This window comes from Nocardia sp. alder85J, from assembly GCF_020176955.2.
GTDB lineage: Bacteria > Actinomycetota > Actinomycetes > Mycobacteriales > Mycobacteriaceae > Nocardia.
The window spans coordinates 692,174-704,791 of the sequence record NZ_JAIUCZ020000003.1 but is presented as its reverse complement, the minus strand read 5'-3'; the positions used below and the strand labels follow the sequence as shown (position 1 = coordinate 704,791).

The 12,618-nt window shown below is 70.4% G+C and carries 10 protein-coding genes; 6 read left to right on the top strand and 4 right to left on the bottom strand.

Annotation, left to right across the window (positions count from 1 at the left end):
* The 3 genes from tilS (at position 1) to LBW94_RS14425 (ending at position 2,998) form a co-directional block, all read left to right on the top strand.
* Positions 1-981 carry a tRNA lysidine(34) synthetase TilS gene (tilS, locus tag LBW94_RS14435; protein WP_225062414.1) on the top strand — a complete coding sequence of 327 codons (981 nt, stop codon included), beginning with the start codon at positions 1-3 and terminating at the stop codon, positions 979-981.
* Positions 982-1,032: 51 nt separating this feature from the next.
* A complete protein-coding gene (hpt, locus tag LBW94_RS14430) occupies positions 1,033-1,587 on the top strand; it encodes a hypoxanthine phosphoribosyltransferase (protein WP_225062415.1) in 555 nt (184 codons plus the stop codon).
* Positions 1,588-2,113: 526 nt separating this feature from the next.
* A complete protein-coding gene (locus tag LBW94_RS14425; protein ID WP_225062416.1) occupies positions 2,114-2,998 on the top strand; it encodes a LysR family transcriptional regulator in 885 nt (294 codons plus the stop codon).
* A 15-nt stretch (positions 2,999-3,013) separates the two neighbouring features.
* Here LBW94_RS14425 and LBW94_RS14420 read toward each other — a convergent pair whose 3' ends face one another.
* Positions 3,014-4,360, bottom strand: a complete 1,347-nt coding sequence (locus LBW94_RS14420) for an amidase family protein (protein ID WP_225062420.1) — start codon at positions 4,358-4,360, stop codon at positions 3,014-3,016.
* A gap of 452 nt (positions 4,361-4,812) precedes the next feature.
* Between LBW94_RS14420 and LBW94_RS14415 the strand changes: the two genes are divergently transcribed.
* Both LBW94_RS14415 and LBW94_RS14410 read left to right on the top strand, forming a co-directional pair.
* Positions 4,813-7,179: a serine/threonine-protein kinase gene (locus LBW94_RS14415; protein WP_225054404.1), complete on the top strand. Its 2,367-nt coding sequence runs from the start codon at positions 4,813-4,815 to the stop codon at positions 7,177-7,179.
* Positions 7,180-7,235: 56 nt separating this feature from the next.
* A complete protein-coding gene (locus tag LBW94_RS14410; protein WP_225053876.1) occupies positions 7,236-7,949 on the top strand; it encodes a cyclase family protein in 714 nt (237 codons plus the stop codon).
* On the opposite strand, the gene LBW94_RS14405 is transcribed toward LBW94_RS14410, so the two are convergent.
* Positions 7,927-10,314 (bottom strand): phosphoketolase, encoded by a 2,388-nt coding sequence (locus LBW94_RS14405; protein ID WP_225054406.1) that lies wholly within the window; start codon positions 10,312-10,314, stop codon positions 7,927-7,929. The two genes, LBW94_RS14410 and LBW94_RS14405, sit on opposite strands and share 23 nt — an antisense overlap.
* Before the next feature lie 416 nt (positions 10,315-10,730).
* On the opposite strand from LBW94_RS14405, the gene LBW94_RS14400 reads away from it, so the two are divergent.
* Entirely contained in the window at positions 10,731-11,429 is a 699-nt protein-coding gene (locus LBW94_RS14400) for a nucleoside/nucleotide kinase family protein (RefSeq protein WP_225053878.1), read from the top strand.
* Here LBW94_RS14400 and LBW94_RS14395 read toward each other — a convergent pair.
* Positions 11,414-12,298 carry a PfkB family carbohydrate kinase gene (locus LBW94_RS14395; protein ID WP_225053879.1) on the bottom strand — a complete coding sequence of 295 codons (885 nt, stop codon included), beginning with the start codon at positions 12,296-12,298 and terminating at the stop codon, positions 11,414-11,416. The genes LBW94_RS14400 and LBW94_RS14395 overlap by 16 nt on opposite strands.
* A 12-nt stretch (positions 12,299-12,310) precedes the next feature.
* The gene (locus LBW94_RS14390) at positions 12,311-12,562 is read right to left on the bottom strand and encodes a DUF2277 domain-containing protein (protein ID WP_225053881.1); all 252 of its coding nucleotides are present in this window, start codon (positions 12,560-12,562) and stop codon (positions 12,311-12,313) included.
* Positions 12,563-12,618 lie beyond the last annotated feature (56 nt).

Genomic DNA, 12,618 nt, shown 5'->3' with positions numbered 1-12,618 from the left:
GTGGCGGCGCGACTGCCGGAGACCGCGGCGGCGCTGGAATTGCGGCACGCGGTCAGGGACTGGCTGTCCCGGTACGCCCCCACCGGCGTGGTCGCGGTCGCGCTGTCCGGCGGTGCGGATTCGCTGGCGCTGACCGCCGCTGCCGTGACCGAGGCCGCCGTGGTCGACGCGTTGATCGTCGACCACGGGTTACAGGACGGATCCGCCGCCGTGGCCGCGGCGGCCGCCGCCGCCGCGCGGGCGCTGGGCTGCCGTTCCGCTCGCGTGCTCACGGTGACCGTGACCGGCGCCGGCGGGCTCGAGGCCGCCGCCCGGCGGGCCCGCTACACGGCGCTGGACGAGGCCCGCGCCGGACTGCCGGTGCTGCTCGGCCACACCCTCGACGATCAGGCCGAAACGGTGCTGCTGGGGCTGGCTCGCGGGTCGGGTCCGCGATCGGTGCAGGGCATGGCCCCCTTCGCCGCGCCCTGGGGCAGGCCGCTGCTCGGGGTGCGGCGGGAGACCACCCGGCTGTTGTGCGCCGATCTCGGGCTGCGGCCCTACGACGACCCGCACAACAGCTCGCCGGAATTCACCCGGGTGCGGCTGCGCACCGAGGTGCTGCCGTTGCTGGAGGAGGTGCTCGGCGGCGGGGTCGCGGCCGCGCTGGCCCGGACCGCCGAACAGTTGCGCGCCGACGGCGTGGTCCTGGACGAACTTGCCGGAAAGTTGCTTCGGACGGCCGGTGATGGTGCGACACTGAAAATCGAGATGCTCGCCACTGCCCCGATGGCCGTCCGCCGCCGGGCGGTGCGGGCGTGGCTACTGGGCGGTGGCGCGAAAGCGTTGACGGACAAGCACTTACGAGCGGTCGACGCGTTGATCACGGATTGGCACGGGCAAGGCGGGGTCGCGGTCGGCGGTGGTGCGGCCGGGACGAGGTTGGTTGCCGCGCGCGAACATGGCAGGCTGACGCTGATGCAGGATAATGATCTCCGGTGATCGAGGTCGCGCTCACCGGAGGCCGACATCACTGAAGGGAACCCAGCGCACGTGTACGGGGACGACATCGCGTCGGTGCTCATCACCGAGGAGCAGATCAAGGCGAAGGTCGACGAGCTGGCCGAACTCATCGCGAAACGATATTCGCCCGATGCTCCCGAGGGTGATCTGCTGTTGGTCGGCGTCCTCAAGGGCGCGATCTTCTTCATGACGGACTTGGCCCAGGCGCTGCCGATCCCCACTCAGCTGGAGTTCATGGCGGTGTCCTCGTACGGCTCCTCCACCTCCTCCTCCGGCGTGGTGCGGATCCTCAAGGATCTCGACAAGGACATCGCCGGACGCAATGTGTTGATCGTCGAGGACATCATCGACTCCGGGCTGACCCTGTCCTGGCTCAAGCGCAACCTGTCCACCCGCAACCCGGCCTCGCTCGAGGTGGTGACGTTGCTGCGCAAGCCCGACGCGCTGCGCACCGCGGTGGAGGTCGCGCACGTCGGCTTCGACATCCCGGACGAGTTCGTGGTCGGCTACGGCCTGGACTACGCGGAGCGCTACCGGGATCTGCCGTACATCGGCACCCTCGACCCCAAGGTCTATTCGGTCTGATCGGCCGCGTCCGTACGCCCGGGGGATTCCGGGCGCGCATCGTCGTCGCTCCGATGTGCGGGGCCATGCCCGGTTTGTGAGGCTGGTGCGGATCGGCTGGGGCTCGTGGCGTCGGCCGGTGGTGCATCGCCGTACTCGGGGCGTCCGATGCGCGGTGGCCTAGAACGGATTCCGGGTGTGTCGTGGGAGACTCGCCGGAATGTGATGAAGATCACCGTTTTGGCCCACGGCCTGGATGTCCGGTTCGAGTGGTTGTTGCTGGGGGATCGATCGGGTGTCGACGGGCTGTCGAGGTGGGGTCCGGATGGTCTTTTCGGGGGTGATTCTTCCTGGTCGAGCGGGTTTACGTCGGGGATGGGCTTGCGCGGGGCGGGTTTTCCGGAGGTTTGCGGAGGTGGTTGTGCAGCAGGTTTGTCTAGGCAATATGCTGTCATTAACAAACCTGACGGCTGTTTCAGTGCCCAATCGCTCAGTATTGGGTCTGATATGGCTGGATTTTCAAGACCAATTCTGATAGCAAGGGGCTATGGATCCGCACTTGCGCGACTTGCGGTATTTCGTCGCCGTCGCTGAGGAACTTCACTTCACCAATGCCGCTCAGCGGCTGCACATCGCTCAGCCAACGCTGTCGCGACAGATCCGCCAGCTCGAGCGGCAGCTCGACGTCGTCCTGTTCGACCGGAACCAGCGCAGCGTCGCGCTGACCGTCGCCGGGAAGGAGCTGCTCGAGGGCGCTCGCAAGATCCTGGAACTCTGGGAGGTCACCAATGTGGCCCTCCAGGAGGCGGGCGAGGTGCTGCGGGTCGGCATCCAGAGTTCCATCGGCCGCGGCCTGATCTCCGACCTGGAGAGTGCCAGCGGCCACCGGCTGGCGTTGCACTCCGCGTCCTGGACCGATCCGTCCAGCGGATTGTCCGGCCGCCAGGCGGATCTCGCTCTGATGTGGCTACCCGTGCCCGACACCAGCCGGTACCGCTGGCAGGTGCTGCGGTCGGAGACCCGCTGGGTGTTGTTACCGGAGAATCACGCGCTGGCCGACCGGGAGGTCATCGAATTCGCCGACCTGGCCGGGGAGCCCTTCGTCGCCATGCCGCCGGAAGCCGGTGCGAGCCGCGATTTCTGGCTCGGCAACGACGGCCGCGGCGGTCGCCAGCCGAAGATCGGCGGCGAGGCCGCGACCGCGGAGGAGCGGCTGGAGGCGGTCAGCCTCGGACTGGGCGTCTGCCTGCTGGCGGAGAGCAATGTGCCGATGTACCGCTGGCCCGGACTGACCGCGCGACCGGTGGGCGGACTGCCCCCGTGCGAGCTGGCCGTGGCCTGGCGGGCCGACGACGATCGGCCGACCATTCTGGACTTCGCCAACCGCGTCCTGTCCGGCGGTTTCGGAACTCCGGCGCAGCCACAGGACTGAGCCGCACCGCGCCGATCACGTGGTCGGCGCCACCCGCTGCCAGGGCCGGGCCGCCTCCAACTGAGCGGCCAGGCGGAGCAGCGTCGATTCGCTGCCCGGGGGACCGGCGAGTTGGGCGGCCAGGGGTGTCCCGGTGCGTGGGTGGAAACCCATCGGGATACTCAACGCGGGCCAGCCGACCAGATTCCACAGCGCGGTGAAGGGCGCGAATCGGATGCCGGCGGCCATGTTCGCCACCCAGCCCCGGCGGTGCCAGTCGCGCGCGAGCGGCGCGGGCCCGGCGAGGGCCGGTGTGACGACGACATCGTGATGTTCGAAATAGTCCAGCAGCCGGGTCTCCACCACATCGACCTGCCGCGGGCGGATCAGGCCGGCGCGCAGCACCGCCCGGCCCAGTGCGACGTGTACCCGGCTGCGTCTCTGTAGTCGGTCCGGATGCGACAGCTCCCCGGCATCCCGCGCGGCCCCGGCCAGCCAGCGCAGGATCACCGCGTCGGTGCCGCCGGCATAGGGCAGCGGTGCGTCGGCGACGGTGTGACCGGCCGCCGCGGCGGTCGCCGCGGCCGTGCGGGCCGCATCCGCCCACTCCCGGTCCACCCGTGCCAGCGGGGTCGGCGAGCCGACGGCCAGCGCGATGCGCAGCGGCGGCGGTGGTTCCGGATCGGCCAGCGCCGGGCGGCCCGCGAGGACCGACAACACCAGCGCGGCGTCGGCGACGGTGGTGGCGAGCACGCCGTTCTCCACCATGCCGCCCCAGGAATCCGCCCCGACCTCCGACGGCACCACATCGCGGCCGGGTTTGACGCCCACCACGCCGCAGCAGGCCGCCGGTATCCGCACCGAGCCGAGCCCGTCGTTGCCGTGCGCCACCGGCACCAGGCCCGCACCCACGGCAGCCCCGGAACCCCCGGACGAGCCGCCCGCGCTGTACCGGACGTTCCACGGGCATCGGGTGATTCGATCGCCGGTGTCGGTGACGCCCCACAGCCCCAGTTCCGGCAGTTCGGTCAGCCCGACGATCACCGCGCCCGCCGCGCGCAGCCTCGCCACCACCGGATGATCGGTGGTCGCGGGATCGTCGCCACCGGCGCGCGAGCCCCCGCGGGTCACCTCGCCGGAGACATCGATGTTGTTCTTGATCGCGATCGGCACCCCGGCCAGCGGCAGTTCGTCCAGATCCGGCCGGTCGGCCAGCGCCTGCGCCTCGGCGAGCGCGCGCTCGGCCCGCACGACGGCGAAGGCGCCCAGCGCCAGATCCCCGGCCTGGATGCGATCGAGCGTGTCCGCGACCACCGCCTCGGGCCGCAGTATGCCGTCCCGGACTGCCGCCGCGATCTCGCTCGCCGTGGCCGGGATGTTCATACTCATCGAATCCTCCTGAGCGACGGGTGGACCGGTCTGCTTGCCGTGCTCTGCCGCCGCCGCGTCTTCCATGTACGTCCGGGTGGCGCCTTCGGTTCGAGTCTGTGCCGCAGCACTTTCGGTGTGCATCCCCGTCGTGGCATCCGTGCGGGTTCGGATCGAGATGCCCGCGCGCTCGGCCGCGGTGTCCATGTCCGGCTCGGCCGCGGTGTCCATGTCCGGCTCGGCCGCGGTGTCCATGTCCGGCTCGGCCGCGGTGTCCATGTCCGGCTCGGCCGCGGTGTCCATGTCCGGCTCGGCCGCGGTGTCCATGTCCGGCTCGGCCGCGGTGTCCATGTCCGGCTCGGCCGCAGTGTCCTCGTGCATCGTTGCAACCCCTCGCGTCGTGGTCGAAATGGGGCATTTCACTGCTGACGCGAAAATTATCATTCGGCTTGACAACGCAGGGGATGATGGCGGGTGTGGCGGGATCGGTCGAGTTCGGGGCAGTGGCGGCGTTTGCCGCCGCATGGGAGGCGGACGCTCGTCCGCCGGAGATCGCCGACTATCTCCCGGACGCGCAGACATTACGGATGCGGGCGCTGCTGGATCTGATCCGGATCGATCTGCGGAACCGGTGGTTGCGGTCGGTGTCCGCGCCGACCGCTCCGGCCCGCAAGCGGCTGCGTGAATACTGTGCGGAATTCCCCGAATTGGCGCCGCAGGAGATTCCGGCCGGATTGGTCTACGAAGAGTTCGTCATCCTCCGGCACAGCGGTGAGCGGGTCGACCCGCGTGACTGGTTGCGCGAATATCCCACCCAGGCGCGCCAGTTGCGGGAGTTGCTCAATGCCGATGGCGCGGACCAGAGCACCCAGCAACGGGTTCCGGACACCCGGACCGCCGCACATGCCGGTACCTGGTCCGGCGATGCCACCCGCACCACCACCGATCTGGGCCGGCAGCCGGTGGACGAGCTCGGCCAGCTCGAGATCGGCCAGCGCATAGACGATTTCGACCTGCTGACCACGCTCGGCAGCGGTGCCTTCGCCCGGGTGTTCCTGGCGCGGCAGCGCACGCTGCAACGGCTGGTCGCGGTGAAGATCTCCGCCGACCGCGGTTCCGAGCCGCAGACCCTGGCGCAACTGGACCACGACTACATCGTGCGGGTCTTCGATCAGCGGCTGCTGGATCTGCCCGGAATCGGCGCCGGGGAACGGGAGCGCCGGTTGCGGCTGCTCTACATGCAGTTCCTGCCGGGCGGCACGCTGCTCGGGGTGCTGCGGTGGGTCCGCGCCACCCCGGTGGATCAGCGCAGCGGGCAACTGCTGCTGGACGCGGTCGACGCGGCCATGGAGGAGAAGGGCGAGATCCGGCCCACCGATTCCAGCGTGCGCGCCGAGATCGCCGCGATGTCCTGGCCGGACACGGTGGCCTGGCTGGGCTGCCGGTTGGCGGAGGCGCTGGCCTACGCCGACGCGCACGGGGTGCTGCACCGCGACGTGAAACCGGCGAACGTGCTGCTGACCGCCGAGGCGGTGCCCAAGCTCGCCGATTTCAACATCAGTTTCAGCAAGCATCTGGCCGATTCGAATCCGGTGGCGTACTTCGGCGGCTCGCTGTCGTACATGTCACCGGAACAGCTGGAGGCCTGCCATCCCGGGCACGCGCGCACGGCCGAGGATCTCGACACCCGCGCCGACCTGTACTCGCTCGGGGTGGTGCTGTGGGAACTGCTCACCGGCGCCAAGCCGTTCGCGGACGAGACCGTCGGCGAGGACGAGGACCGCGGCGACGCCACGGTGCTGGGGGCGCTGCTGGACCGCCGCCGGGCGGGTGTGGACGCCGACGCGCTGCGGCAGTTGCCGGCCGATTGTCCGGCGGCGCTGCAACGGGTGCTGCTGACCTGCCTCGAACCGGAGCGCGAGCGCCGCTGGAGCGGCGGTGCGGAACTGGCCCAGCAGTTGCAGCTGTGCCTGGACCAGCGGGCGCGCGAACTCGTCGACCCGCCACCGGGCAGTATGCGAATGCGGTTGCGGGCCTGGATGATTCCGCTGATGGTGCTGGCCATCGGGGTGCCGAACGTGATCGCCTCGCTGTTCAACATCCAGCACAACCGATCGCTGATCGTGGATCGGCTCAGCCAGCCCGCGCATCACGCGTTCGAGATCGTCACCTTCATCGTGAACGGGGTGTTCTTCCCGATCGGCATCGCGGTGCTGGTGTATCTGTCCCGGCATCTGCTGGTCGTGCAGCGCGGCCTGCGGCGCGGGCGCACCTTCGACCAGCGCACGCTGACCCGGGCCCGCTGGGAGGCGCTGCTGCTCGGCGACCGGGTGGTGCTGGTGGTGTTCGCGCTCTGGGCGCTGGCCGCGGTGACCTTCCCGATCGCCCTGCAACTGAGCACCGGTGAGGTCGAGGGCCCGATGGTGGCGCACTTCCTGGCCTCGCTGCTGGTGTGCGGCGCGATGGCGGTGACCTATCCGTTCTTCCCGGTAGTCTTCTATCTGGTGCGGTGCATCTATCCGCTGTTCCTGCGGCACGGCGAACTCGACGCCGACGACGCAGCGCAGTTGCGCGGCCTGAGCCGGCGCTGCACCGCCTATCTCGCGGTCGCGGCCTCGGTGCCGCTGCTCGCCGTCGCCGGGGTGACCCTGCTTCCCCCACAGGACATTCCACATGTGATCGTCTCGGTGCGGGTGCTGTGCCTGGGGGCCATCGCCGCCTTCGTCGCGGCCTACCTGATGTTCCGGGCGTTGGAGGCCGATCTGCGCGCGCTGGAGCGGGTGGTGGATCCCGCCACCGCACAACCACACTCGGCGGTGCCCGACCGCCGCTGACCGCCGGCCTGCGATGATCGTCCGGCGAACCGGCCGGACCAGCGGAACGAGGCAGCGTGGACACCGTGGTGAATCTGTCCCATGTGCACGACCCGGCGACGACGCCGCTGTATCCGGGTGATCCGGAGTTCCGGCTGGAGACGGTCGCGACCGTCGCGGCGGACGGCTACTACCTGCGGTACATCCGGCAGGGTGAGCACACCGGAACCCATTGGGGCGCCCCGATCCACTTCGATCCCCAGGGCCTCGCCGCCGATCGGCTCGATCCGGGCGACCTCTTCCTGCCCGCGGTGAAGATCGACGTGCGCGACCGGTGCGCCGACCGCGACTACGCGATCACCGTCGCCGACCTGCGGCGCTGGGAGCACGACCACGGCCGCATCCCCGCCGGGGCGGCGGTGGTCGCCTGGACCGGCTGGGACGGCAAGTGGGGCACACCGGAATTCGCCGGCGCCGGCGCGGCGGCGGGCCGGCAGCCCGGCTTCTCGGTGGCGGCGGTCGAATGGCTGCTCGGCACCGGCCGGCTCGGCCGCCGCGGCGCCCTCGGCATCGACACCTTCGGACCCGACGTCGGGGCCGACGACGGGTACGCGGTGTCGAAACTGCTGTACCGCGAGCACCGGATCAGCCTGGAATGCCTGGCGAATCTCGCCGCGCTGCCGAGCACCGGCGCCCGGATCCTGGTCGGCGGACCGCTCTACCGCGACGGATCCGGCGGTCCGGCAACGATTTTCGCGCTGCTGCCGGTCAGCTCCAGCGCCACTGCGTGACCTCCGGGATGTCCTCGCCGTAGCGACGGGTCCAGTCCCGCGCGGCCAGTCGGGCGTCGGTCATGTCCTGGCGCAGCCCGGCCGCCGTCTCGCGCAGCTCCGGCACCAGATCCACCACGTCCCGCACCAGGTGGTACCGGTCCAGGTTGTTGAGCATGCACATGTCGAAAGGCGTTGTGGTGGTGCCGTTCTCCTGATAGCCACGCACATGCATGCCGACGTGGTTGGCCCGCCGGTAGGTGAGCCGGTGGATCAGCCAGGGATAACCGTGGAAGGCGAACAGGATCGGCCGGTCCTTGGTGAACAGCGTGTCGAATTCGGAGTCGGGCAGGCCGTGCGGATGTTCGTCGCGCGGCTGCAACCGCATCAGGTCGACCACGTTCACCACTCGGATACGCAACTGCGGCAGGCGTTCTCGCAGAATGGAGGCGGCCGCCAGCGTTTCCAGGGTGGGCACGTCGCCCGCGCAGGCCAGCACGATGTCCGGGGTGCTGCCCAGCTCGTCGTTGTGCCCGGCCCACTGCCAGATCCCGATGCCGCGGGCGCAGTGCGTCGCGGCGTCGTCGGCCGAAAGCCAGTTCGGCTGCGGCTGTTTGCCTGCCACCACCACGTTGACGTAGTGCCGCGAGCGCAGGCAGTGGTCGTAGACCGACAGCAGCGTATTCGCGTCCGGCGGCAGGTACACCCGGACGATCTCGGGTTTCTTGTTCATCACCACATCGAGGAAGCCCGGGTCCTGATGGGTGAATCCGTTGTGGTCCTGCCGCCACACGTGGGAGGAGAGCAGGTAGTTGAGGCTGGCCAGCGGCCGCCGCCACGGCACCCGGCTGCTCGCGTCCAGCCACTTCGCATGCTGGTTGAACATCGCGTCGACGATGTGGATGAACGCCTCATAGCAGGTGAACACCCCGTGCCGGCCGGTCAGCAGATAGCCCTCCAGCAGGCCCTGGCACATGTGCTCGGACAGCACCTCGATCACCCGGCCGCGGCGGTCCAGTTTCTCGTCGTACTCGCCGATGTCGGCCTGCCAGTCGCGGCCGGTGACCGTCAGGATGTCCTGCAACCGGTTACTGGCCAGCTCGTCGGGGGCGAAGGTGAGGAAGTTGTTCGGGTTGGCCGCGGTCACATCGCGCAGGAAGCCGCCCAGCACCCGGGTGGCCTCGTGCGCGGTCGCTCCCGGCGCCGGCACCTCGACGGCGTAGTCGGCCCATTCCGGCATCCGCAGATCGCGCAGCAGCGTGCCGCCGTTCGTGATCGGGTTGGCGCTCATCCGGCGGTCGCCCTCGGGCACCAGCCGCAGCAACTGCGGGAGCGGATGCCCGATCGAGTCGAACAACTCCTGCGGCCGGTACGACTGCAACCACTGTTCCAGGACCGCCCGGTGCCGGGCATCGGTGCGCGCGGCGGGCAGCGGCACCTGATGGGCGCGGAAGGTGCCCTCCACCGGTTCGTCGTCGACGATCGGCGGGCAGGTCCAGCCCTTCGGCGTGCGCAGCACGATCAGCGGCCATGCCGGGCGCTGATCGTCGTGCCGCAACCGGGCGGCGTGCTGGATCTCCGCGATCCGATCCAGGGCGGTGTCCATCGCGGTGGCCATGGCCTGGTGGACCGCGGTGGGATCGTCGCCGCCGACCACGACCGGGTCGTAGCCGTACCCGCGCAGCAGCGCCAGCAGTTCGGACTCGGGAATGCGGGCCAGGATGGTCGGATTGGCGATCTTGTACTGGTTGAGCGCGAGGATCGGCAGCACCGCGCCGTCGCGGGCCGGGCTGAGGAATTTGTTGGCGTGCCAGCTCGCCGCCAGCGGCCCGGTCTCGGCCTCGCCGTCGCCGATCACGCAGAACACCGTCAGATCCGGATTGTCCAGCGCGGCGCCGTAGGCGTGCAGCAGCGAGTAGCCGAGTTCCCCGCCCTCGTGGAACGATCCCGGCGTCTCCGGAGCGCAGTGACTGGGCACGCCACCGGGGAAGGAGAACTGGTGGAACAGCGCCCGCATCCCGCGCGCGTCGCGGGGGATGTGGCTGTACAGCTCGGAGTAGGTGCCCTCCAGCCAGGCGCACGCGTTCGGCCCAGGACCGCCGTGTCCCGGCCCGGCGACGAACACCGCGTGCAGATCGCGTTCCAGGATCGCCCGGTTGGCATGCACCCACACCATGTTCAGGCCGGGCACGGTGCCGAAGTGCCCCAGCAGGCGCGGTTTGATGTGCTCCGGGATCAGCGGTTCGGTGAGCAGCGGATTGGCCATCAGGTAGATCTGGCCTACCGACAGATAGTTGGCCGCCCGCCACCAGGCGTCCAGGGTCTCGAGTTCCTCGCGGTCCAGGGGACCGGGCAGATCCGACAGCCGGTAGCCCGGCGGCGCCACGGTCTCACCGCGGCCGGAAGTGACGTTGTCCGCCGAGGTGTCGCTGGTGGTGGTCACGACATGTACCTTTCGCTCGGTGAGGCGAGCCGGGCCGGAATCGGGCGCGCGAGCGGTGAATCACATCGGCTCGGACGTTATTGGCCGAACCGCACGCTGTCGAGAGCTCGATCCGCAACTGTTGCGCGGCCGATGAGTAGGGTCGCCGGCATGAGCGGCAGGGCCGGAGGCGGCAGCGGAGCGTCACCACGCAGGCCCTCGCTCGTGCCGGATGGTGACAGCATGAGCGGCAGGGCCGGAGGCGGGGTGCCACCGTGCGCACTCTCGCTCGTGTCGATTGGGGACGGCGCGAGTGGGTGGGCGGCGACATTGCCGTGTGTGTCCGTATCCGGCCGGTATCCGCGTCCTGGGGACACGGTGTGACCGGCCCGAACCACTGCGAGGGTACCGCGGCCGGGGCGTGGATGTCGTTGGCGCAGTTGGCCGGCGGGGTGCGGGAGCGGGCGGTGCGGCGACCGGGCCGGTTCGTGCTCGGCATCGCCGGTCCGCCGGGTGCGGGCAAGTCGACTTTCGCCGCGGCGCTGCGGGACGAGATCGATGCGCAGGCCGGCGTGCAGGTGGCCGAGGTGGCGCCGATGGACGGCTTCCATCTCACCAATGCCGAACTGGAGGCGCTCGGGGCGCGGGCCCGCAAGGGCGAACCGGACACCTTCGACGCGGCCGGTTACATCGACCGGTTGCGGGCGCTGCGGGACATTCCGCTCGGGCAGCCGCTGCGCTGGCCGGGTTACGACCGCGAGCTGCACGAACCGGCGCCCGATCGGCTGGTGCTGGACCATCGGCGGATCGTGCTCACCGAGGGCAACTACCTGCTGTACGACCGGCTGGGCTGGGCGCCGGTGCGGGCCTGCCTGGACGAGGCCTGGTACCTCGACGCCCCGCGGGCGGTGCTCACCGCACGGCTGCTGCGCCGGCACCGCCGCGGCGGCCGCAGCCCGGAATCCGCACGGGACAAGGTGTTCGGCAGCGATCTGCCGAATGCGGCTCTGGTGGCCGGGACCGGGCAGCGCGCGGATCTGCGCCTGCGCGCCGACGGCGACGGTTACCGCGTCGGCTGAACGATCGGGTGCCGCATCCACTCCCGAGTACCGAGGTGGGCGCAGGAGGCCGAGGCGATCGCGGCCGCGCTGCGGAGCGCATCCGTAAACCCTTGTCCCGCAACATGATAATGACAGAATGCGCCGTGCAGGATGTCACCGGCGCCGAGGGTGTCCACCGCCTCCGTGGCCGGTACCCCGAGTTCGCCGCGGCCGTCCGGGCCGCTGTACGACATCGGCTTCGCGCCCCGGCTGATCGCCGCGTACCGCACACCCCGGGCGTGCAGATGATCGAAGACCCGATCCGGATCGCCGCCGGTCCCCGGCGGTGCGAAGTCGGCCGCGCAGATCGCGATATCGGTCAGCGGCGCCAGATCGGTGTGCACCGGCCGCCAGCGCCCGGCGTCCAGGACCACCGGTATGCCCGCCCGGCGCGCCGCGGTGGCGAAGCCCACCGCGAGTTCGGGATGGTGACCGTCGACGAGCAGCACCTCGGCGTCGTGCAGGGGACCGAGATGGGCGGGATCGAAGGGCGCGGCGATCTCGGCGCCGTCCATCGAGACGATCGTCCGGCTGGCCGAATCGGTCGCCACCACGATCGAGGACACCGGGGGCCGATGCGTGCCGCCGGGGGCCACGTCGATCGGGGCAACGCCGAGGGCGTCGAGATCGTGCCGGATCAGCCGGGCCAGGGGATGGGTGCCGAGCGCGGTGACCAGCGCCGGGGTCTGCCCGGACAGGAATGCGTAGGTCACGGCGGCGTTCGCGGCGGGTCCACCCGCGCCCACGAATTGCCCGGTGGCCTGGGTCTTGCTGTCCTCCGCGGGGTAGCGGGGGACGGTATGGGCGATGTCCAGCGTCGCCAGTCCGGCGAACACGGCTGTCGCCACGGTTGCCTGCGGTCAGTCCGCCGCGGCCAGCCGGCGCAGCGGCGGCTCGGTCGACGGCGGTACCCGGCGATCGGGCAGCTCCGCCAGCAACGTGGTGGTCGCGGCCGCGATCGCCGCCACCGCCTTGTCGAAGGCGGGCTTGGTGGTGGAGGACAAACCGGACAGGCCACCGACCTTCCGCACGTACTGCTGGGCCGCCGCGTAGATCTCCTGCTCCGTGGCAGGGGGCTCGAGCCCGCGCAGGACGGTGATACTTCTGCACATGGGGCCGAGAGTAGCGCTCGGCAGCCGCCCGCGTCGGCTCTGATCGAACTCGGTGT

Bases quoted from the DNA above. Each gene is read 5' to 3' on its own strand.
- LBW94_RS14425 (WP_225062416.1), top strand. From the start codon at position 2,114: ATGGATCCGCACTTGCGCGACTTGCGGTATTTCGTCGCCGTCGCTGAG.
- LBW94_RS14420 (WP_225062420.1), bottom strand. From the start codon at position 4,360: ATGAACATCCCGGCCACGGCGAGCGAGATCGCGGCGGCAGTCCGGGAC.
- LBW94_RS14415 (WP_225054404.1), top strand. From the start codon at position 4,813: ATGGCGGGTGTGGCGGGATCGGTCGAGTTCGGGGCAGTGGCGGCGTTT.
- LBW94_RS14390 (WP_225053881.1), bottom strand. From the start codon at position 12,562: ATGTGCAGAAGTATCACCGTCCTGCGCGGGCTCGAGCCCCCTGCCACG.